The sequence below is a fragment of the Variovorax sp. RA8 genome, from assembly GCF_901827175.1.
Taxonomy (GTDB): Bacteria; Pseudomonadota; Gammaproteobacteria; order Burkholderiales; family Burkholderiaceae_C; genus Variovorax.
Window position 1 is genome coordinate 4,468,196 of the sequence record NZ_LR594662.1, and the last position, 21,825, is coordinate 4,490,020.

22 protein-coding genes are annotated in these 21,825 nt (G+C 63.3%); 11 read left to right on the plus strand and 11 right to left on the minus strand.

From position 1 onward, the window contains the following. Positions 1-13: 13 nt before the first annotated feature. The 5 genes from E5P3_RS20950 to E5P3_RS20970 are packed head-to-tail and all read left to right on the plus strand — an operon-like array spanning position 14 to position 4,276. The gene (locus E5P3_RS20950) at positions 14-883 is read left to right on the plus strand and encodes a branched-chain amino acid ABC transporter permease (RefSeq protein WP_162587730.1); all 870 of its coding nucleotides are present in this window, start codon (positions 14-16) and stop codon (positions 881-883) included. Further along, positions 880-1,893 carry a branched-chain amino acid ABC transporter permease gene (locus E5P3_RS20955; protein ID WP_162587731.1) on the plus strand — a complete coding sequence of 338 codons (1,014 nt, stop codon included), beginning with the start codon at positions 880-882 and terminating at the stop codon, positions 1,891-1,893. Before E5P3_RS20950 ends, E5P3_RS20955 begins: the two co-directional genes overlap by 4 nt. Then, complete coding sequence (locus E5P3_RS20960) at positions 1,890-2,642, plus strand: ABC transporter ATP-binding protein (protein WP_162587732.1); 753 nt, start codon at positions 1,890-1,892, stop codon at positions 2,640-2,642. The genes E5P3_RS20955 and E5P3_RS20960 overlap by 4 nt, the downstream gene beginning before the upstream one ends. Beyond that, positions 2,635-3,357 (plus strand): ABC transporter ATP-binding protein, encoded by a 723-nt coding sequence (locus E5P3_RS20965; protein ID WP_162587733.1) that lies wholly within the window; start codon positions 2,635-2,637, stop codon positions 3,355-3,357. Before E5P3_RS20960 ends, E5P3_RS20965 begins: the two co-directional genes overlap by 8 nt. Positions 3,358-3,403: 46 nt before the next feature. Continuing rightward, on the plus strand, positions 3,404-4,276 hold the full coding sequence (locus tag E5P3_RS20970) for a LysR substrate-binding domain-containing protein (protein WP_162587734.1): 873 nt from the start codon (positions 3,404-3,406) through the stop codon (positions 4,274-4,276). Positions 4,277-4,342: 66 nt separating this feature from the next. Here the strand turns inward: E5P3_RS20970 and E5P3_RS20975 are convergent, their stop codons facing one another. The 10 genes from E5P3_RS20975 to E5P3_RS21020 all read right to left on the minus strand — a co-directional run bounded on the left by E5P3_RS20975 (position 4,343) and on the right by E5P3_RS21020 (position 13,762). Beyond that, a complete protein-coding gene (locus tag E5P3_RS20975) occupies positions 4,343-5,158 on the minus strand; it encodes a hypothetical protein (RefSeq protein WP_197893978.1) in 816 nt (271 codons plus the stop codon). Between the two features lie 146 nt (positions 5,159-5,304). Further along, the gene (locus E5P3_RS20980; RefSeq protein ID WP_232073242.1) at positions 5,305-6,174 is read right to left on the minus strand and encodes a Bug family tripartite tricarboxylate transporter substrate binding protein; all 870 of its coding nucleotides are present in this window, start codon (positions 6,172-6,174) and stop codon (positions 5,305-5,307) included. A 161-nt stretch (positions 6,175-6,335) separates the two neighbouring features. Then, positions 6,336-7,259: a tripartite tricarboxylate transporter substrate-binding protein gene (locus tag E5P3_RS20985; protein ID WP_162587736.1), complete on the minus strand. Its 924-nt coding sequence runs from the start codon at positions 7,257-7,259 to the stop codon at positions 6,336-6,338. Positions 7,260-7,421: 162 nt separating this feature from the next. Continuing rightward, positions 7,422-8,387, minus strand: a complete 966-nt coding sequence (locus E5P3_RS20990; protein ID WP_162587737.1) for a tripartite tricarboxylate transporter substrate-binding protein — start codon at positions 8,385-8,387, stop codon at positions 7,422-7,424. Between the two features lie 113 nt (positions 8,388-8,500). Beyond that, positions 8,501-9,277: an enoyl-CoA hydratase/isomerase family protein gene (locus E5P3_RS20995; protein ID WP_162587738.1), complete on the minus strand. Its 777-nt coding sequence runs from the start codon at positions 9,275-9,277 to the stop codon at positions 8,501-8,503. A 9-nt stretch (positions 9,278-9,286) separates the two neighbouring features. Continuing rightward, on the minus strand, positions 9,287-10,477 hold the full coding sequence (locus tag E5P3_RS21000; RefSeq protein WP_162587739.1) for a CaiB/BaiF CoA transferase family protein: 1,191 nt from the start codon (positions 10,475-10,477) through the stop codon (positions 9,287-9,289). A 1-nt stretch (position 10,478) separates the two neighbouring features. Then, a complete protein-coding gene (locus E5P3_RS21005; protein ID WP_162587740.1) occupies positions 10,479-11,429 on the minus strand; it encodes a Bug family tripartite tricarboxylate transporter substrate binding protein in 951 nt (316 codons plus the stop codon). A gap of 44 nt (positions 11,430-11,473) precedes the next feature. Beyond that, complete coding sequence (locus E5P3_RS21010) at positions 11,474-12,253, minus strand: SDR family NAD(P)-dependent oxidoreductase (RefSeq protein WP_162587741.1); 780 nt, start codon at positions 12,251-12,253, stop codon at positions 11,474-11,476. A gap of 11 nt (positions 12,254-12,264) precedes the next feature. Beyond that, on the minus strand, positions 12,265-13,401 hold the full coding sequence (locus E5P3_RS21015) for a thiolase family protein (protein ID WP_162587742.1): 1,137 nt from the start codon (positions 13,399-13,401) through the stop codon (positions 12,265-12,267). 4 nt (positions 13,402-13,405) lie between these two features. Then, complete coding sequence (locus tag E5P3_RS21020; protein WP_162587743.1) at positions 13,406-13,762, minus strand: Zn-ribbon domain-containing OB-fold protein; 357 nt, start codon at positions 13,760-13,762, stop codon at positions 13,406-13,408. A gap of 188 nt (positions 13,763-13,950) precedes the next feature. On the opposite strand from E5P3_RS21020, the gene E5P3_RS21025 reads away from it, so the two are divergent. Next, a complete protein-coding gene (locus E5P3_RS21025) occupies positions 13,951-15,093 on the plus strand; it encodes a PrpF domain-containing protein (protein WP_162587744.1) in 1,143 nt (380 codons plus the stop codon). A gap of 67 nt (positions 15,094-15,160) precedes the next feature. Next, positions 15,161-15,940 (plus strand): SDR family oxidoreductase, encoded by a 780-nt coding sequence (locus tag E5P3_RS21030; protein ID WP_162587745.1) that lies wholly within the window; start codon positions 15,161-15,163, stop codon positions 15,938-15,940. 67 nt (positions 15,941-16,007) lie between these two features. On the opposite strand, the gene E5P3_RS21035 is transcribed toward E5P3_RS21030, so the two are convergent. After that, the gene (locus tag E5P3_RS21035) at positions 16,008-16,844 is read right to left on the minus strand and encodes an AraC family transcriptional regulator (protein WP_162587746.1); all 837 of its coding nucleotides are present in this window, start codon (positions 16,842-16,844) and stop codon (positions 16,008-16,010) included. A gap of 220 nt (positions 16,845-17,064) precedes the next feature. Between E5P3_RS21035 and E5P3_RS21040 the strand changes: the two genes are divergently transcribed. From E5P3_RS21040 to E5P3_RS21055, 4 genes are read left to right on the plus strand one after another with little or no spacing between them, the layout of a single operon-like run. After that, positions 17,065-19,095, plus strand: a complete 2,031-nt coding sequence (locus E5P3_RS21040) for an FUSC family protein (RefSeq protein ID WP_162587747.1) — start codon at positions 17,065-17,067, stop codon at positions 19,093-19,095. After that, positions 19,095-19,298, plus strand: a complete 204-nt coding sequence (locus E5P3_RS21045) for a DUF1656 domain-containing protein (protein WP_443083256.1) — start codon at positions 19,095-19,097, stop codon at positions 19,296-19,298. Before E5P3_RS21040 ends, E5P3_RS21045 begins: the two co-directional genes overlap by 1 nt. A 41-nt stretch (positions 19,299-19,339) precedes the next feature. Next, positions 19,340-20,323, plus strand: coding sequence for an efflux RND transporter periplasmic adaptor subunit (locus E5P3_RS21050; RefSeq protein WP_162587749.1), 984 nt, complete (start codon positions 19,340-19,342; stop codon positions 20,321-20,323). Continuing rightward, positions 20,320-21,780, plus strand: a complete 1,461-nt coding sequence (locus tag E5P3_RS21055; RefSeq protein ID WP_162587750.1) for an efflux transporter outer membrane subunit — start codon at positions 20,320-20,322, stop codon at positions 21,778-21,780. The genes E5P3_RS21050 and E5P3_RS21055 overlap by 4 nt, the downstream gene beginning before the upstream one ends. Positions 21,781-21,825 lie beyond the last annotated feature (45 nt).

Here is a 21,825-nt window from a genome sequence, read left to right on the forward strand (position 1 = left end):
CCGGGACAGCAGCATGTCTGTCGCTCTTTTCAGCAGCATTCTGATCGACGGGATCACGTACGCGATGATCCTGTTCATGATCACCGTGGGTCTGTCGATGACCATGGGTCTCATGCGGGTGGTGAATCTGGCCCATGGTGCATTTGCGATGCTGGGCGGGTTTCTTGCCGCCAGCCTCCCACAGCGCCTGGGCGTGCCCATTGGAGTGGGCTTCGTGCTGGCCATCGTTCTGGTCGGGCTCATCGCGGTGCTGTTCGAGCGCATCTTGTTACGCCGCTTCTACCGGCGCGACGACCTCGATCAAATGCTGGTGACGATTGGGTTGATGTTTGTCGCGACGGCCGCAGTAAACCTGTTGTTCGGGTCCTCGGTGACATCCGTCGCGCTGCCCGAAGCATTCATCGGCTCGGTGGATCTTGGCTTTCGTTCGATCCCCCGGCATCGGCTCATCGTCGTTGCCTGCGGCCTGGTCGTCGTCACTATCCTTTGGCTGACAGTGGACCGATCGTCCTTCGGCATCCGCGTGCGTGCTGCAGTGGACAACGCGCCGATCGCACGGGCCATCGGCATCGACACGACGAAGATCTACGCGGCCACCTTTGCAATCGGCGCAACACTTGCGGCGTTGGGGGGGATCGCTGGCGCGGAGTTGTTGCCGATGGAGCCTACCTACGCCTCGAAGTATCTCGTGATCCTCCTGGCGGTCGTGGCCGTGGGGGGTAACGGAAATCTGTTCGGCTCCTTCTTTGCAGCGTTGCTGCTTGGCATTGTGGAGACTTCTATGAAGTACATGGTTCCGCAGCTCGCATCGGCTGCGTTTTTTCTGACGATGATCATCGTCTTGCTGGTGCGGCCGCAAGGTCTGTTCGGGAGGCAGGCATGAGCGCAGTGAATCCTTCCTTGGCGATGGTCGCTCCGTCCCCAACCCGCCCGTGGATGCAACTGCGTGTCGAGATCGTGCTGACGCTGGTGGGATTGCTGGCCTTCGTGCTGTTCCCTCAAGACCTCGGGTTGCTGACCAACATGGCGACCATGTCCATTTTTGCGCTGTCGTTGAGCCTCGTGCTTGGCCAGGCAGGCATCGCGACCCTGGGTCAAGCCGCGCTGTACGGAAGCGGCGCCTACGTGGCGGGTTGGACGGCGCTGTACCTGACGGCCGATCCCATCGTTGGCCTGCTGCTGGGCGCACTGGGTGGTGGTTTGATTGCGTTGCTGAGTGGTGCCGTGATGCTGCGGGCGACCAAGCTCACGCTCGTCATGCTGACCATTGCAGTGGCCCAGCTGCTACTCGAACTGGCCAACTGGGCCAGGTGGCTGACCGGTGGAGACGACGGACTGGCGGGATTCAACATTGGCCCGCTGTTCGGCATCTGGGAGTTCAATTTCCTCGGCCACACCGGCTACTTCTATGCGTTGAGCGCATTGGTCCTGGTGTACTTCCTGGTGCGCAATCTTGTGGAGTCGCCTTTCGGTCTGACGGCCAAAGCGATCCGGCAAGACCCGGGCCGGGTACAGGCGCTGGGGGGACGCGTCTACCTGCATCTGCTGGCGGTGTACACCGTAGGCGGCATTGTGGCCGGGCTCGCCGGCGCATTGACGGCGCAAACCAGCAAAGTAGCCAATCTCTTCATGCTCGACTTCACGACATCGGCAGGTGTCGTGGTCATGATCGTACTGGGTGGCACCCGTCGTCTGTCGGGTGCGGTGCTCGGCACCGTCGCGTACATGACCATCCACCACATCGCATCAACTTTGAACCCCTATCACTGGCTGTTCTTCATCGGATCGATGCTGATCGTCGTACTCATCGTCCTGCCTGAAGGGCTGATCGGGCTTCTGGATCGCGCCATGGCGTACGCGAAGCGGCTGGGTGCGAGCGGGGGAGCCCAATGACTTACCGACTGCAAACTCAGAACCTCTGTCACTCCTTTGGTGGCCTGGCCGCCACGCAGCATGTCTCGCTCGCCCTCCCCAAGGGCGCCCGCACGGCATTGATCGGACCGAATGGAGCAGGCAAGACAACCTTGGTGAACCTGCTGAGCGGATCGCTGCGCCCGCAGTCCGGTGACATCCTTCTTGATGGCCGCTCTATCGTCCAACTGCCCCAGTACGCACGTGTGCGCAGCGGCATCGTTCGCACGTTCCAGATCAGCCGGCTGTTCAAGGACCTCACCGTGGAAGAGAACGTCGAGATCGCCGTGCTGCAGCGGCACCGCGCATCCATGCAGTGGTGGCCTTCACGCACGCGTTCCGCAAAAGTTCGCGAAGAGGTCTACGAGACGCTCGGCATGCTGGGTCTGCAGTCGTTCGCGCATCGGCTGGTAGGGCAATTGGCCCTAGGCGAGCAGCGGCTGGCGGAAATCGCTCTGGCTCTCGCGATGAGGCCTGACGTGCTGCTCCTTGACGAGCCAGGTGCAGGCGTACCGCAAGGCGAAGGCGGCCGCATCATGGACGCCGTTGAGAGTCTGCCGAAAGACCTGTCTGTTCTGCTGATCGAGCACGACATGGACCTGGTCTTCCGGTTTGCTTCGCACATCGTCGTCCTGGTTGGAGGTGCGGTCATGGTCGAGGGCTCTCCGCAGGAAGTTGCCGCCAACGAACAAGTCAAACAAATTTACTTCGGACGGGACGGTCATGCCTAAGCCCCGTACCGAACTTCGGTTCGACAACGTTACGGCAGGCTATGGCGGCGTTCCTGTCGTCGAGCATCTCAGCTTCAACGTCCGCGAAGGCGAACGTCTTGGGCTGATCGGGCGCAACGGCGCAGGCAAGACAACGACGCTGGCGACGGCGATGGGTCTGGCCGATCTGATGAAAGGACGCATCGAGTTTGGTGGAAACGACATCAGCGGCGCGAGTACGTATGCGCGCGCCCGCGCTGGCCTTGGCTACGTGCCACAAAGTCGCGACATCTTCCCTTCACTGACGGTGGAAGAAAACCTGCTGTCGGGCCTGCAGGGTCGCTCGGCGAGCGATGCCCTGCCTCCGATCTATGCCCTGTTCCCGCGCCTGAAGGAGCGGCGACGCAACGGTGGCACGCAGCTCTCGGGTGGCGAGCAGCAAATGCTGTCAGTGGCACGGGCCCTCGTCGGTCAACCCCGCATCCTGCTACTCGACGAGCCGCTGGAAGGTCTGGCCCCAATGGTGCGCGAGGAGTTGATGGATGCCATCGTTCGGATGAGCGATCAGTTCGGCGTCGGCTGCGTCCTCGTGGAGCAGCACGTGGACGTCGTTCTCGAGTTTTCCAAGAATGTCATCGTTCTGGAGCGCGGCATCGCCGCTTACGCTGGCTCAGCGACAGCACTGCGAAACGAAGAGGAGCTGCTCAACCGAACCATCGGTATCCAGAAGTGCTGAGACCAGTGCCTGACTCTCAGCTTCGGCAACAGGCTCTCATCCTGTCATGCAGAAGTTTCGCGCACTCCTAGGTTCATTGCGCGTGTTCGACGCGGTATGTCGAGCCAAGGGGGTTTCGCGTGCTGCTGACCTACTGCACGTCACGCCAGGCGCCGTGAGCCAGCAGATCAAGCATCTTGAGATCGGGCTTGGCGTACAGTTGTTTCAGAAGTCTGGTCGCGAAATCGAGCTTACTGCGGTGGGCGAACGACTCGCTCACCGCGTCTCGGATGCATTTGATCGTCTGAACGATGCGTTGAACGAGGTGGTCGACGAGCAAGCGGAAAAACGGCTGCGCCTGAAAGTGACACCCAGTCTGGCGATTCGCTGGCTCGTTCCTCGCCTGCACGGTTTCTACGCGCACTATCCCGACATGGATCTGGAGATTGCCACGATTGCGATAGCTGACGACATCCGGCTGGAGGGGGCTGACTGCGCGATCCGGCACGGCGTGGGCGATTGGGGCGATGTCGAACTGGATCATCTGTTTGATGACGAGTTTGTCCCTGTCTGTGCACCCAGCATGGCCGGGCAGGTGCAGACACCTCAGGATCTACTGCAGGCCAACCTGCTGCACTCCATGATGCGGCCGCAAGCATGGCCGCTATGGTTCAGCTCCGCGGGTTTGGCGGCCCCCCCGCGCCAACGAGGAATTACGTTGGCCAATGCGGCTCTGTGCTACCAGGCTGCGGCAGATGGCCTCGGCATCGCTATGGCCCAGCGAGCCTACGTGGAGGATGACCTGCGCATCGGGCGCCTCGTCATTGCCGTGGACCACGTGGCCAAGACAGAACTCGGTTACTACCTTGTCTGCGATCCCATGAAAGCGACCACGGTCCCCGTCCGGCTCTTTCGCGACTGGATCCGTTCGGTCCGGTAGGGACGTTGCCAAGCCGGCGCGCATCCCCATATAGCACGCCGGCCTCATGGGCTCGGTAGACAATCATCACCCTTCGACCGCTGCCAAGAATCGATCGAAAGATGAATCCACCGCAGCCCTGCCGTCTCCGATGATGTTCAAACCCCACGTAAATCCGAACACGTCCGCAAAGTCATAGCCTTTCAACCGCTCGCGTATCGCACGAATGTCACTAGTTTTCATCGGTACGAAGTTCGGATAGCTGTACATGAACGAGACGTGCCGCCGGTCGTATACGACCTGAAACGCGTCACCCGGGAAAAGCGCACCACCCGCACGTGGCCCTTGCTTCCAGTGAAGCACGGCGCTTCCCGGAAAATGCCCTCCGACGCGAAGGAGTGTCACCTGATCGGAGACCCTATGCACATCCCCATCCCAGAACTCGATCTGTGGGGCCTGTCGCTGGATCCACACTTTGTCTGCAGCATTCAACAGGATCGGTACGCCGCCCAAAGCTTCGCTCCACTCGATCATGGATGCGTAGAAATGAGGATGCGAGATGATGATTTTTCTTACGCCCCCGCGCCCCTTGAGTTCGGCAACGGCATCGTCTGTCACCATGCTCACGCATTCCCAAAGAATATTTCCAGCGTCAGTCGGCAGGAGAAGCGCCCGCTGCGGAATGGCGAACCCATTCGGCATGCCAATACCCAGCAGACCACAGTCGTCCTCGACTCGAAGCTTGTGCTTCTCTATCAGAGCATCGTGCGTGGTCCACTTCTGACCTCCCCACCCGACATACTGGCGGTCATCCACACATACAGGGCACTGGAGCGGCGGCTTTTCGGACTCTGCGTATTGCGTTCCGCAGGTCTCACAAATGTAGTTCGGCACCGTTTTCATTCCTGGACATGCGTGGTGAAGCCTATGGTTTCCTTCTGCGGAAACACGCGACGGCTGGGATCAAACGCCAACCCCAACTTGCGTTCCATCCCTTCATGTCGTCGACAGAGATGGCGGAGCAAACAGTCCCTCGGCCATAGCGCTCCCTAGTCTGCCTTAAATCCCGACGCCTTGATCACGGGCTCCCAAAAACTGCGCAGTTCATTGAACTTGGTATGCGCCTCAGCCGGAGTGCTCCCTGCAGTCACGAAGCCGAGCACGCGGATCTTGCTCGCGAACTTCTCCTCGGCCACGGCTTTGCGGATCGCCGTGCTCCATTGAGCCACGATGGGCTCGGGCGTCTGCGGAGACATGCATATCGCCAGTGTTCCGACCGCAGCCAGGTCCTTGTGGCCGAGTTCGGAGAAGGTCGGAACATCCGGCAGAAGCGGCGAGCGCTTCGCGGATGTGACCGCCAGCACGCGGAGCTTGCCGGCATTGTGGTACTGCGCGAAGTCGCCCACGGTCGAACTTCCCGCCGCCACGTTGCCGCCGATGAGGCTCGTGATCATTGGGGCAGCGCCCTGGTACGGAATGTCCTCCAGCGGCGTTCCAATGACCCTGCCGATCTGCAATCCGAGGATGTGTGTCGGCCCACCCGCTGCGGCGTGCCCGAAGTTGGCCTTGTCGGGATGTGCACGGACCCACTGTGCATATTCGGGGAAGGTCTTCACAGGCGAGGAAACCGGCACCGCGATCGCCATTGGAAACTCGACAACAGTGGACACGGGAAAGATGTCCCGCTCGGCCTCGTAGTTGAGCTTCCTGAAGACGAACGGGTACATGGTCCTGTAAGAGTCCGGACACAGCATCGCCACGCTTCCGTCCGCGGGCGCAGCGCGCAGCGCATCGATCCCGATCCGGCCGCCGGCACCGGGCTTGTTGTCCACCGTGACCACCCGGCCGAGCGGATCGTGGAGTTGCTCCGCAAGTGCGCGCGTCACGACATCCAGCGTCCCTCCCGGCGAAAAGCCCACGATGATCCTGGCAGGCGGAGCACCTGCCCGCTGCGCCCGCGCAGGGGATACGAGAACGCAGGCGCATAGGGCAAGCGCGGCAAGACGGTGAAGCTGGGAGAAGGTTGCTTTTTGCAAGGTCTGTCCTGGTGGATTGACAACGCGATGCTGTGCGCGGTGGATCAGTCAAGCGACTTGAAGGCGGAGTCTTCGACCACCTTGCGCCACTTCACGAAGTCGGCTTTCACGCGCTGCGAGAACTGCGCGGGATCGCCGCCGGCCGGCTTGAAGGTGAGTTGACGGAAGCTGTCCTGTACGCTCGGCTGCTGCAGGGCCACCTTCACGGCCGCCTGCAGCTGTTGCACGAATTCCGCAGGCGTCTCGGCGGGGTAGAAGAAGCCGGTGTAGTCATCGGTGGTTAGATCGGGGAATCCGGCTTCATTGGCCGTCGGGACATCCTGCATGGTGCGCTCCGTGCCGCTGGTGGCCAGCAGGCGGACGCGCCCGGTTCCGAGATGCGGCACGATCCCGGCTGTGACGTCGATGCCGAAAGGGATCTGCCCGCCGTTGAGCGCCTGCAGATGCGGCGCGGCTCCATTGAACGGGACGTGGTTCAGCTGCACACCACCGGCGCGGCCCAGCAAGAAGCCGAGGAAGTGCGGGATGGAGCCCGACCCGACTGCACCGTAGTTGCCGTTACTGGGATTGGACTTGACCCACTGCACGTACTCGCGCAGCGTCCTGACGCCCGGCGCCCCGGCCGTGCTGGCGGCATAGCCGAACTCCATGTTGACGACCGGTGTCACCGGAACGAAGTCGCGCAACGCGTCGTAGCCCAACTTGTTGAAGATGTGCGGATAGACCGCCATCAAGGAGGAAGAGGTGAGCAGCAGCGTATTGCCGTCCGGCTTGGCGCTCTTCACGTAGGTGTTGGCGATGCGCGCACCGGCGCCGGGCCTGTTGTCGACGATGACCCTCGCGTTCAGCGGCTTCTCCAGATGCACCGAAACGATGCGGGCGATGGCATCGGTCGATCCGCCCGGAGGAAACCCCACGACGATACGGATAGTCCGCTCCGATTTGCCGAGCAACTGGGCGCGCGCCACCTGCGTGCTGCCTAGGGCTCCAAGTGCGAGCGTGGTGAGGATTTTTCTACGTTGCATGGCGCGATACCTTTGTGGATGGACTTGCTGCCGGTCTTCAGCAGGATGAGCGGAGAGAGATTCGTTGCATGGGACTAGACAGCGCGCGGGCGATCACCGGCCATCTCAGTCGAGCGGCCTGAAGCCGGAGTTCGCGACGACCTGGCGCCACTTGTCGTAGTCGGCACGCACCCGCTGCGCGAACTGCGCCGTTTCGGCGCCGCTAGGCCTGAACGTGAGGTGGCGAAGCCGCTCCTGCACGGCCGGTTGCCGCAGTGCATCCTTCACGGCCGCCTGGAGCTGCTGCACGCGGTCGCTGGGAGTGTGTGCCGGATAGAAGAATCCGGCGTAGTCCTCGGTCGTCAGGTCAGGGAAGCCCGCTTCGCCCACCGTCGGGACACCCTGCATGCTGCGTTGCGCACCGCTGGTGGCCAGAAGACGGACGCGCCCGCTGGCAAGGTGCGGCACGATGCCGGCAAGGATTTCGACGCCGAAGGGAATCTGCCCTCCATTGAGCGCCTGCAGGTGCGGCGCACTGCCATTGAACGACACGTGGTTCAACTGGATCCCGGCGGACTGCGCGAGGATGGCGCCGAGGAAGTGCGGGATGGAACCCGACGCCGGCGACCCACAATTGCTGTGGCCTGGGTCCGACTTCACCCATTGCACATAGTCGCCCAAGGTCTTGACACCGGGCGCCGCGGCGGTGCTGGCCACGTAACCGAACTCCAGGTCGACGATGGAGGTCACAGGCACGAAATCGTGCAAGGGATCGTACGGCAGATGGTTGAACACGAACGGGTAGACCGCCATCAACGAGGACGTACACAGCACCAGCGTGTTCCCGTCCGGCTTCGCGGACTTCGCATGGGCGTTGGCGGTGCGGCCTCCGGCACCCGGCTTGTACTCCACGACGATCCGCGCGCCGAGGGACTTCTCCAAGTGCGGGGTGATGATTCTGACGACGGCGTCTCCCGTGCCTCCTGCAGGAAATCCCTGGATGATCCGGATGGTGCGCGGTGAGGCGCCGAAGACCTGGCCACGCGCGGCCGGCACGCTGCTGCCGGCGCCCAGCGCAAGCGCCATGAGCATTTGTCGGCGTCGGGGGGCACCGCGTTCGGGCGCGGGCCGCGCCGGCAGATTTCCCGCGGCGTCGCTAGCCGCCCTCACAGGAACGGGAGGTTGAGGCATCGTGCGTGCGCCGATCAACGGCCGCGGAACACCGGGGGGCGCTTTTCCGCGAACGCGCGCCGCCCCTCCAGGCGGTCCTCGGTATCGCGCAGCACGCCGAAGGCCTGCCGTTCCAGTTCCAGGCCAGCCGCCAGCGGCAATTCGCGCCCCGTCATGGCCAAGCGCTTGACTGCTGTCATCGCCAGCGGCGCATTGGCTGCCATGACGCGTGCGAGACCAAGCGCAGTCTCCAGCAAGTTAGGCAAGGACACCACGCTGCTGACAAGGCCGATCCTCATCGCCTCCACGGCGTCGATGCGTTCGCCCGTCAACAGCAGCCGCATCGCGTCCGATTGCCCCACGGCACGGATCAGGCGCTGCGTGCCGCCGGCGCCCGGGATGCTGCCCACACGCACTTCGGGCAGGCCGAACTGGGCGTTCTCAGAGCACACGCGAATATCCGCAAGCAAAGCCAGTTCCAGTCCGCCGCCGAGAGCATAGCCATTGATTGCTGCGATAACTGGCTTTTCGGTCTGCAGCGTGCCAAAGTTGAAATGCCTGGTGCCGCCACCAAAAACCTGCCGAGCTGGGCCGTTGGCGGGTGGCATCGTTTTCTTGAGGTCTGCACCTGTGCAGAACGCGCGCTCCCCCGCACCGGTGAGGACGAGCACGCGGATGTCCTCGTTGTTCGATACCTCATCCCAGATCCCGAGCAATTGCTCGTTGGACTCCGGATCGATGGAGTTCATGGCTTCGGGCCGATTCAGGGTGACGATGGCGACGCCATCTTGGACTGTCTTGGTGATGGGCATGGGATTGCTTTAGTTGTGTGTGGAGCAGGCGGCGATCACCGCCTCTATGTCTTCAGACGGCATGCCGAGTTCGACAAGCACCTCGCGCGTGTGCTGTCCGAGCGTTGGCGCAGCGCGTCGCGCCAGAGGACGCTCACCAACCGCACCCAACACGCTGCGTGGCATCGTCAACGCACCTGCGACCGGATGCTGCAAACTCTCCATGAGCACTGCTTCGGCAAAGGGCGAGGACTGCGTCACCTCGGCATAGTTGTTGATAGGGCCACAGATGATGTCCACGGCGGCGAACTTCTCGAGCCAAAAAGCGCGGGGATGGGCAAGCATGCGTGCTTCCAGCAAGCGCAGCAGCGCCTTGCGGTGTTGCAGCCGGCTCCTGTTCTCGGCGAAGCGCGGATCGGACGCCAGTTCCGGCGCGCCGATGGCGGCACACAACGCCTGCCATCGTGCAGGGTGATATGCCGCCACCATGATCCATCCATCGGCGCAACGCAGCGCTTCGTTCGGCGTTGAATAGGGCGCTGCATTGCCTTGTGGACCAGGCACTTCGCCATCCGCAAGATAGGACGCAAAACTAACGTGCTGCAGCGCGATGGCACTGGCAAACATGCTGGCTTCCACGTGCTGCCCCGAACCCGTCCGTTGCCGCTCAGCGAGGGCGGCCAGAACCGAGATGGTGGCGAGCGACCCCGTCATTAGGTCGACCACCGGCACCGGAACCTTGCACGGCTCTCCATCGCGTGTGCCGGTGACGCTCATGAGGCCGCTGACCGCTTGCAGTACGCCGTCCACGCCCGGTAGGTCTTTTCCGGTCCCGTGCTGGCCATAGGCCGAGACCGAGCAGTAGATCAGCCGATGGTTTTCAGCAGAGACCGAGGCGTAGTCCAGCCCGAACCGGGCCATCACGCCCGGGCGAAAGCTCTCCACCACGACATCGGCTTCGGCGATCAGATCCAACGCCACCTGCCGGTGCAACGGCTGCTTGAGATCCAACACGATGCTGCGCTTGTTGCGATTGAGCGCAAGAAACGGAACGCCCTCGCCATGGACCCAGGGCGAGAGCGCACGCGAGAGATCGCCTGCAGGTGCCTCGACCTTCACGACATCAGCGCCGAGATCGGCCATGCACAGTGTGCAGGTCGGCCCGGCCATCACCTGGGTGAAGTCGATGACCCTCAAGCCCTCAAGAGAGTTTGCCAGCATCCTACGAACCCATTTGGATATGGTTGGCGCGGATGATCGGCTCCCATTTGGCTCGTTCCGCTTGCAGCATCCGTTGGTACTCGTCCTGTGTGACGGCCATAGGTTCGAGCCCCGCCGCGGTGAGCGTTTTCCGAACCTCGGTGTCCTGCAGGGCCTGGGTGACCTCCGTATGCAGGCGTCTCACGACGGCCTTCGGGACACCCTTCGCAACACAAATGTCATACCAGTAGCTTGCGTCGTACCCCTTCACTCCGGCCTCTGCCAGCGTCGGGATCTCAGGTGCCAGTTCGGAGCGCTTTGCGCTGCCCACGCCCAAAACCTTCAACTGACCGCTTCGGGCAAATTGGATTGCGGTCGACAACCCGATGATCGCAAGTGGTAGATGCCCACCGATGACGTCTTGAACGGCGGGAGCCGTGCCGCGATAGCCGACATGGGTCATTTGCAGTCCAGCCATTGAGGCGAGCAGCACTCCGGCCAAATGATGCGGAGTCGCAGGACCAGGCGTGCCATAACTCATACCCGGGTTCTGCTTGACATGGGAGACCAGTTCGGCCATGTCTTGCGCAGGAACCTTGTTGCTCGCGATCAGAACAATCGGCACGCTCGCCAGAGGGGCTACTTGCACCAGGTCCGTGGCGGCATCGAATGGCAACTTGCTATTCAGGAGATTCAGTAGCGATGTAATACCGGAGCCTGTCGTCAACGTGTATCCGTCAGGCTTGCTACGCAAGAGTTCGGTGTAGGCTAGTGCGGCTCCCGCTCCAGGCTTGTTCTCTACGACGATCGGCTGGCCCAACTGCGCACTTAACTTCTTCATCACGATTCGTGCTGCGAGATCAGTGCCCCCTCCAGCGGTGTAGGGGACGAGCAATCGGAGTTGCCGAGACGGATACTCCTGCGCGAACACTGATGCGGTCGATACTGGCCCCAGTGCCGCGACGAAGTTCATGAATGTCCTGCGTTTCACCACGGCTGTCACGTCGTTGGTTGGTATCAAACAGACGGACTGCTCAGGCTGCGGCCACCGCAGACGTAGAGAAGCTGTCCGGTGACGTAGCTCGAGCCGGGTTCCGCGAAGAAGCGGACGGCGCGACCAATGTCTTCCGGCTGACCGATCCGCTCCATTGGAACGGTCTTGTGAAGGCCCTGCCGCACCTCTTCTGTCAGCGTTTCAAACAGGGGGGTCTCGACGATGCCGGGCGCGATGGCATTCACGGTGATGCCCTTGCGCGCGTATTCGAGCGCCAGCGAGCGGGTCAGGCTGACCACGGCGCCCTTGGATGCGGAGTAGGCCGCCTGGCCGCGATTGCCCAGCCAGGCGCGGGAGCCAATGTTGATGATGCGCCCGAAGCGGTTCTCCGCCATCTGCGCCAGCACTGCCTTGGCGCAGATGAACTGGGAATGCAGGTTGATCTCGATCACCCGGCTCCAGAATGCGAGATCCATCTTGGAGACCAGTTTGTCGCCGCCGATGCCGGCGTTGTTGACCAGGATGTCAATGCGCGCATGGGTTGCCAGCAGTTGGGCTACGGTCGCCTCCACCTGCTCCATGGAGCTGACGTCGACCTTGAAGGTCTTCACGTCCACTCCTTCACTGGTGAGGATGCGTTCGGCCCCCTGCAGCGCCCCTTCGTCGAAGTCCCAAAGCGCAATGCGGCAGCCGGCCGACGCCAGTTCGCGGGCGATGCCAAAGCCAATGCCTTTTGCACCGCCGGTGACGACGGCAACAAGGCCCCGCAGCGAGGCGGGCGCGGTCGTGCTTGTCTGGTTCATGCTGCTTGCCTTCAGAGCGAAAGAATGTTGATCGAGCAGGCCGCGTGGTCCACTCCCCAGATGCCGCCGCCGGTCACCTGCGTGAGGCCTATCCGCGCGCCCTGCACCTGCCGCGCTCCCGCACGGCCTTGCAGTTGTTCACACACCTCCACGATTTGTGCAACGCCGGTCGCACCCGGGGGATGCCCCTTGGCGATGAGCCCACCACTCGGGTTGACGGGTACCCGCCCGCCCAGTGCAGGCGCGCCGCTTTGCAGGAAGCCTGCGGCGTCGCCACGGGCGCAAAGCCCCAGCGCTTCGTAATAGAGCAGCTCGGAAATGGTGAACGCGTCGTGGACCTCAAGAAGGCTCAGGTCCTGCGGCCCGATGCCGGCCTGCTCATAGGCGAGTCGGGCGGCGCGGGCCGTGATCTCGGCCTCGGTCATGTCCACCGGCGCGGTTTCGAACAGGCCGGACTGCACCACGGACGCCAGCACCCGCACCGGCTTTGCAACACCCTTCGGAGGTTGGGTGCTGAGCACGATCGCCGCCGCCCCGTCCACTACGGCGGGACAGCACTGCAGCAGCGTGAGCGGATCGGCCACGGGGCGCGAAGCAAGTACCTCCTCGCGCGTGGCCTGTTTCGCAAACTTGGCGATGGGATTCAGCGCCCCGTGCTTTCGGTTCTTGACCGAGATATCCGCCAACGTCTCCAGCTTCAGGCCATGGTCGTGCATGTAGCGCTTCGCGCGCATGGCGTACAGAGCCGGCATGATCATGCCGCGCCTGTTGTTCCAGTCCTTCTGGCTAAGCTGCAACGGCCCGCCGCCGAGGCTGCTCAGCTGGTCCATGCCGAACACCACCACGGTGTCGTACTGTCCGACCTTGAGCGCCTGCAAGGCGAGGTTGAGCGCGGTCGCACCGCTGGAGCAGGCGTTGTCCACGTTGTAGACCGCGCCGCCGTTGACATGCAGCTCACGCAATGCGCGCTGCCCCGGCAACGAGGCGCCGAGCGCGTTGCCGCAGTAGAACGCCTGCACCTCGGAGATCTGCGTGCCTGCGTCGGCCAGGGCGTCCAGAATGGCCGACTGCGCCATGGCCTCTTCGGTCAATTCCGGGAAGCGGCCGAAGTCGGTGATGCCCACGCCAGTGATCAGGGGTTGCTTCATGGCATCACTCCTGGAAAGCGTAGTCGGGCGTGCCGTCGGGCAACGTGAAGGGCACCACACGCAGGTGGCTTCCGATGGCGGGCGGCACGGTGTCGAACAACAGCCTTCCGAACGCGCGCACGCCCGGCTCGAAGTCGACCATGGCCAAACCGTAGGGCGGCTTGTCCTTGCCGGGGTGAACGACGGTGTAGCTGTAGAGCGAGCCGGTCGGCCCGAGCTCGATGTCTTCGACCGGCTGATCGTTGTGAACGAATTCGACCGGTGGGAATTGCGAGGGCTGCCCGGCAACGTGTGCGGCGATCAGCACCATGCCGCCAGCGGCTTCACGGAAATGAGATCCCGTTCGCTTGATGATCTTCAAAAGTTATCTCCTGTTCGCGCAGCGCTTGCTACGGCGACAGGAAGTATGGGTATTCATGACCAGGTGGTCATTGGAGTTCTGTTCGAAAAGCTTTAGTCGGGCTAAAGCGTGCAAGGCGCGCAATTCCACTAAAGGATGACCAACCAAACTGAAATGACGGCGGGCAGGTGGATATGCATACTGAGGCAATGAAAGAACAAATTCGCGTGCCGGTCACCATGATGCGCGGTGGCACCAGCAAGGCTGTTTTTCTCGCGCAACGCGACGTGCCCACTGACCCGCAGGCACGTCAGAGATTTCTTCTCGCACTGTTCGGTAGCCCGGATGTGCGCCAGATCGATGGACTCGGTGGCGCCGATATCTTGACGAGCAAATGCGCCATCATTGGCCCGCCCTCGCGATCGGACGCCGACATCGACTACACCTTCGTGCAGATCGGCATCGACAAGCCCACCGTGAGCTTCGAGATCGTCTGCGGCAACATTTCATCGGCTACCGGGGTCTACGCCCTGCAGGAGCGCTTGATCCCCGTGCAGGAACCGGTCACCACCGTGCGCGTGCACAACACCAACACCGGGAAGATCCTGCGGATGGCGGTGCAGTGTGCCGACGGCGAGCCGCGCGTGGAAGGCGACAGCGAGGTGGATGGGGTGCCCGGCACGGGCGCGGAGGTCGCATTGGACTACTCGGGCACCAGCGGGGCCACCACAGGCAAGCTGTTGCCCACCGGCCAGGCACGGGACTGGGTGCACGTGTCCAGGCTCGGTCGCGACATCCCCGTCTCGGTCGTGGACGTGGGCACAGCCTGTGTGTTCATCCGTGCGGCCGATCTGGGCGTCACCGGCAAGGAGTTGCCCGGCCAGCTCAGCCCTGACATTTACGAGATGGCCGAGGAGGTGAGGCGGTGGGCCGTCGACCGTTGCCATCTGCCCGCCGAAGGCATTCTCACGCCCTACCAGGTCCTCATCGGCGAAGCGCAAGACTACCGGACCATCGCCGACCGCGCCGTCGCGTCGTCAGAGATCGACTTCGTCGCGCGCATGGTTCTTCATGGTGGAGCGATGCACAAGGCATTCCCGGGCGGCGGCTCCGTGTGCCTTTCCGTTGCGGCGCAGATCGCGGGGACGATCCCCGCCGAAGCACGAGGGAGCCACGCGGGGCCGGCGCGCATCCGCATCGGCCATCCGAGTGGGGTGATCCAGATCTTCGCGAATGTGGAACACACCGCCCAAGACGATTGGACAGTGCGCGAAGTGCACTTCACGCGCACGGCCCGGCGCCTTTTCGACGGCACCGCCTACGTGCGGCGGGTCCTGCTCGAAGCCACCTGATTCCGTAGATGGAAACGGGCCCGGGAAGCGCATTGATGCGGATGAACACCATGACGAAAGCTTTTCCATGAACACCCAGGATCTCTTTTCCCTACAAGGTCGCACGGCGCTGATCACCGGCGGCTCACGGGGCATCGGCCGCATGATCGCCGAAGGGTTTCTGGCCCAGGGTGCACGGGTGTACATCAGCGCCCGCAAGGCCGAGGCCTGTGATCTGGCGGCGCAGGAGCTGGCCAAGAACGGCCACTGCGTCTCGCTTCCCTATGACGTGTCCACGATCGCCGGCTGCCAGGCCTTGGCCGCTGGCTACGCTCAGCACGAACCCACATTGGACATTCTGGTCAACAACGCCGGCGCAGCCTGGGGTGAAGACTTTGATGCCTTCCCCGAAAACGGCTGGGACAAGGTGGTGGACTTGAATCTGAAAACGCCCTTCTTTCTGACGAAGGCGCTGGCTGAACCGCTGCGCGCTGCGGCGCAAGCCCGTGTGGCGAAGGTCATCAACATCGCGTCAACCGATGGCATCGGGCTCAATCCCCAGGAAAACTATTCCTACGTCGCCAGCAAAGCGGGCCTGATACACCTTACGCGGCGCATGGCGCTGCGTCTGGCCCAGGACAACATTGCAGTCAGTGGCATCGCGCCCGGCGCGTTTCCCTCCGAGATGAACCGCAACGCGCGCGACCATGGGGACAAGTTGTCCGAGCACATTCCCGCCAGGCGCATCGGTACGGTGGAAGACATCGCGGGCGCGGCCATTTTTCTGGCCTCGCGCGCGGGCGACTATGTGATGGGCGCCACCGTGGTGGTGGACGGCGGCGTGACCCACGCCCGCGCCTACAGATAACTGCGCCAACGAGGTTCACACCCACTCCGACGTCCAACCAACGCCCACCGCGCCTGGCGGGCGCTTCTCAAGCTCCAGCCTGCAGCCGGTCGTTGATGTAAGTCACAGGGGGCTTGCCAAACGCCTTTTTGAACATGGTGATGAACGCTGACGGCGATTCATAGCCCAGGGAGTAAGCGACCTGTTGAACCGTAGCGCCCGCGGACAACTCCCGGAGCGCCACGATCATGTACAGCTGGCGCCTCCAGCGCCCGAAGCTCAGACCCGTCTGCGAAGTGCACAACCGGTTCAAGGTTCGCTCGCTGACACCCAGAGTGCGAGCCCAGCTCTGCAGCGTTCCCCGTTCCGCAGGATCCAGTGTGATGGCCCGCGAGATCCGGCGCAGCCGTGCATCCTTCGGCATCGGCAGCGACAGTTCTTCTCTCGGCATCAAGCTCAACTGCTCCAGCAGCACGCGGGCCAGCCGGTCCGTGGGATCTCCGGGCGCATAGCAGGCACCCAGCATGGCAAGGTGCTGGATCATTTCGCTGACCATCGGGCTCAGACGCAGCGTGCAACACTGTGTCGGCAAGGCGCCGCCATCGGCGCCAGGAGCCACCATCAGGTAGTAGATGACGGCATTGGCCGTGCTGTAGTTGCTGTGCGGCGTGCCGCCAGGTATCCACACTCCGGCCTGTGGCGGGACCATCCAGAGAGCGCCGGGGACGTCACAAGAGACAGCGCCGCGCAGCGCTATGACGAGTTGCGCCATCTCATGTTGGTGGACCGGAATTTCGCGTTCGCGCTCCTCCACATCGACACGTAACGCCAGTACCGGCACTGGAAGCTGGTAGTCCAGCCCTTTCGGCTCGGCCTCTGCATTACGAAGAATTTCCGCGATCGATTCTGGTTGTACGGGAGCCATTCGCAGCGCGATCCAAGTTCTGCGGCACGGCCGCGTGGACCGTCATGATGACCGAAAAAAGAAATCATTCGACCAAATATGTGATTTCCGGCGTGGCGCCAACCCCATACGATGAAGTCATGGAAATGATTCTTAACTGCAGCATCGCACGACGCAGGAGCATCCGCCACCGACGCATCGACAGAGCAAGGCACCGGCAGGTGCCGCAAGGGCTTCCGGCATGACAGGCCTGCCCCGCTTCACGCGCCCGGAACTATTGTTCTCCGCCAAGTGCTTCGCAGCAGCCACCCTGGCCCTGTACCTTGCCAGCAGTGCAGGCCTTTCCCGCCCCGTCTGGGCGTTGATGACGACCTACATCGTGGCCCATCCGCTCGCGAGCAACGTCCGGTCCAAGGCATTTTTTCGTCTGATCGGCACCCTGCTGGGCTGTGCGGCCACCATCGTCCTGATCCCGCCTTTGTCAGGTGCGCCGGAACTGTTGTCGTTGGCCCTGGCACTGTGGACCGGTCTGTGCTTGTACCTGTCGCTGCTGGATCGAAGCGCACGCTCCTACGTCTTCATGCTTGCAGGCTACTCGGCAGCGCTGATTGGCTTCCCCCTGGTGGAGGCTCCTGCGTCGATGTTCGACACGGCCATCGCGCGTGTCGAGGAAATCGGACTGGGGATCCTGTGCGCGAGTCTGGTGCACAGCATCGTGCTGCCGGTCGGCCTGGCGCCATCGCTGCTTGGCGTCATGGACCGTGCTCTCGGCGACGCCCGGCGGTGGATGGACGACCTGCTCGCTACATGCGAACGCAGTGCAAAAGGTTCTGGCGCAGAACGCGTTGCAGCGGATCGCCTCCGCCTCGCGCTGGACATTACCCAACTGCGGCTGCTGTCCACCCACGTGCCCTTCGACACCATTCACGTGCGCTGGACGGCCGGAGCCATCGGGACCATGCAGGACCGCATTTCGGCGCTGACGCCAACCTTGATGGCAGCGGAGGATCGGCTCTGCGCACTCGAGGATGCCGAAGGCAAGCTGGCAGACGATATCTGCTCAGCACTGGCTCAGTTTCCCAGAGGGCTGGATGCCGACGCCTCCGAAGCCGCGCTGGACGAGGTCAGGCTCGCACTCCAGGCCATCGCCCGAGGCCCTTGCGCAACCCCCTGGATTCGGGCATTGCGTATAGACCTCACCGCACGGTTGGAGGAGCTGCACACGCAATGGCGCGCCTGCGCCGCACTGCGCAGTGAGATCGGTGCCGGGCTGACCACGGGAACGTCGCGCCTGCGGCACACCTCCGCACTCGGACAACGGGTGCTACATCGCGACAGAGGGCTGGCGTTGCGCTCTGCAGCCACGGCCGTACTGGCTACCTGTGTCGCGTGCGCAATTTGGATCTCTACCGGCTGGCCTGGCGGATCGGCCGCAGCCATGTCAGCCGCCGTCTTCTGCAGCTTCTTCGCGACCATGGACGATCCGGTTCCCGCCATGCACAAGTTCGTTGCCGCCCTGCTGTGGTCGATCCCGGTGTCCATCTTCTACGTCCTCGTGGCGATCCCGTGGGCACGGAATTTCGAGATGCTGATGTTCAGCGTAGCCCCGCTTCTGCTTCTGGTCGGCTGCTATCTGGCGCGGCCCGCCAGTGCACTTGCGGCGCTGGGCATGTTCTTCGGCGTCGTGGGGACGCTTGCCCTGCACGACACGGCGAATGCCGACCTGGTGACCTTCATCCAGTCGAACGTTGCCCTACTCATGGGTGCGGTCGTCGCCACCCGCACGACCGCACTAGTGCGCAGCGTCAGCGCGGAATGGAGTGCACAGCGCCTGCGGCGAGCGACCTTGCTCGATCTGGCCGGACTGGTGTCACACCCCCGCCATGCGTCGGTGCGCGATGCCTTTGCCGGCCGCATGCTGGATCGCATCGCGCTCCTGATTCCACGAGCGGCTTCGCTTGGTGGACAGGCTGGTGAGACGGCTGCACGACAGGCGCTCCGCGAGCTGAGCATGGGTAGCGACATCGCGGCCCTCCAGCGGCAGCACGCAGGCCTTGCATCCAAGCACGTCACACGGCTGTTCGGCAGCCTGGACCGCGTACTGCGCGCGGAGCTTCCGGGTACGTCCATCGACCATGCGCCGTTGCTCAGCCAGATCGACGGCCTGCTGCTGGAAGCATTGCGCGCAGGTGGGTCCTTACCAGGCACATCCGCACTGGTCGGTCTGCGACGCAATCTATTTCCGACCGCGCCGGCCGCACTGCAGCCATGATGCAAACGAGCTTTCTGGGGCTGTCCCTGCCATGGCTGTTGTTGCCGGCCATCGGCGCGCTGTCGCTCTCCAGGCTGAGCCGGCACCTGCTGGCCTTGGCTGGTGTCTATCGGTGGGTCTGGCACCCACCACTCTTCGACCTGGCACTCGATGTCTTGACGCTCTATGCGTTGGCAAGACTCATCCAGATCTTCACTCGATGACCACTTCTTGATGCCAGCCTCCCGCTGCTCGAGCCCGTTCCATGAAACCTGATGTTCCCGCACTACCTTCCCGAGCGTCCCGTCTTGCACGCGCCGCCATCCGCCTGACCGTGACGCTGCTCATGGCGGCAGCTGCCGGCTTAGCCGGCTGGCAGCTGTGGAGCTACTATGAGCTGTCCCCCTGGACCCGCAACGGACGTGTTCGGGCCGACGTCGTGCAACTGGCGCCCGATGTGTCCGGCATCGTTTCCGAGGTGGCAGTCAAGGACAATCAGTTGGTGGCCGCAGGCACGCTGCTCTTCTCGGTGGAGAAAGCCCGCTTCAATCTGGCCGCGCAGCAGGCTGAGGCCGCTGTGGCCGCACAGGTCATTGCCATTGGCAACCTGCAGATCACGCTCGCACAGGCGCAACGTGAAAGCGCTCGCAACGCGGAACTCGGCGACCTGGTATCGCAAGAGGCCCGAGAGCAATCACGCCTGCGTGTCGACCAAGCAAAGGGCGCGCTGCGCTCGGCCGAAGCGGCACTGCGGCAGGTTCGGATCGCCTTGAACACTGCGCGCCTGAATCTTCAGCGGACTGAAGTGCGCGCGCCGGTCTCGGGGCTGGTGACCAACCTGGATCTGCGGCCAGGCACACACACGAATGCAGGCCACCCCGTCATGGCTTTGGTGGAGAGCGGGGCGCTCTACGTCGAAGGCTACTTCGAGGAGGACAAGCTGCCGCGCATCCGGGTCGGCGATCGGGTCCATGTGCGTCCTCTGGGCGGTGGCTTGGTTGAAGGCACGGTGGAAAGCATCGCCGCCGGCATTGCGGACCGGGACCGCAGTACCAGTGCAAACCTGCTGCCCAGTGTCAACCCGACCTTCAACTGGGTGCGATTGGCGCAACGCGTCCCCGTGCGGGTTCGGCTGGATCCGCTTCCTGCGGACACCCGGCTGGTCGCTGGCCAGACGGTCACGGTGGAAGTACTCGGAGAAGCGGGAACTGCGGCCGTAACGGTCTGTCCATGGAGGAGCCGCGGATGAGGGCCCAACCCCTTTCTATCGTCATCGTTGCTGCGGCGATTGTGTTGGTGGCTGGCTGTGCCCGCATGCCCGTTGGCCCGGACTACGCTGCCCCTGAGCCGCTGTCAGCGATGCAGACAGCGTCTGCAGGCCCGTTCCAATCGGGCGCTGGCGTGGCCGCCGATATCGCTCTCCCATCGGATTGGTGGCGGCTGTACCAGGAGCCGCAACTTGATGCCTTGGTCGAGGAGGCGTTCAAGCACAACACAGACCTTCGCCAGGCGGTGGCGAACCTGGAGCGGGACCAGGCGTTGGAGGCCGAGGTTCATGGGGCCGAACGTCCAACGGTGACGGTCAACAGCGGCCCGGGCTTCGGGCATGCCTCAGGTCTCGCGTTGCTGCAGAAGGACCACGAGCCACCCGGCCGTTTCACGTACAGCGCGGGCGTGAGTGTGTCCTACCAGCTCGATCTACTGGGACAGCTGCGACGGGCCATCGAGGCCGCCGAGGCCGGTACGGACGCCGCCCAGGCAGCCGTCGACCTGGTCCGAGTGCATGTCGCTGCCGGTACGGCGAAGGCCTATGCGCAGGTGTGTTCGAGCGGCTTGCGCCTTCGTAGCGCGCACACATCGGTGCGACTACAGGAAGAGGCCGTTCGCCTTGCTGACAGGCTGCAGCATGCAGGCAAGGTCGGGGACATCGACAGCGCACGTGCACGGGGACAGCTGGAGCAGCTTCGCGCCGCCATACCTCCGCTGCTGGCGCTACGCCAGGCTGCGCTGTACCAGTTGGCTACATTGACTGGAAAGGCTCCTCGGGACTTCCCAACTGCTGTCGCCGACTGCGAGCAACCGCCTCGGCTTGCTGGACTGCTTCCAGCGGGAGATGGCGCGGCCCTGCTGCGCCGCCGGCCAGACGTGCGGCAAGCAGAACATCGCCTCGCTTCAGCAACGGCCCGCATTGGCATGGCAACGGCCGAACTCTATCCCAAGGTGACTCTGGGACTGTCCGCAGATTCGGCGGGTTTTGCCGCGGGTTTCGGCAACCGCGAGACCTTCAGCTACAGCCTGGGTCCGCTCATCAGCTGGACCTTGCCAAACACCGGGGTGGGCCGTGCGCGCATCGCGCAGGCTGAAGCCGCGACGCGGGCCGCAGCAGCGCATTTCGACGGCACGGTGCTGACCGCGCTGCGCGAAGTGGAAACAGCCCTCAATGCGTACGCCCGTGCTCTCGACCGCCACACTGCACTGACGGCTGCTCGCGACCATCGCGCGACCGTGGCACGACAAACACGCGCGCTTTATGTCCATGGCAAGACGGCACAGCTCGCGGCGTTGGATGCAGAACGGACGCTTGCGGCCAGCGAAGCAGCGTTGGCCGCCTCTCAGGCACAGCTGGCGGACGACCAGTGCGCCGTCTTCCTGGGGTTGGGAGGGGGCTGGGAAGTCCAAGAAGCGTTGTCAGCAAGAACGCCCTGACCCGAACAAGCGGCACAGCCCAGGCAACGTTGGCCACGCACGTCG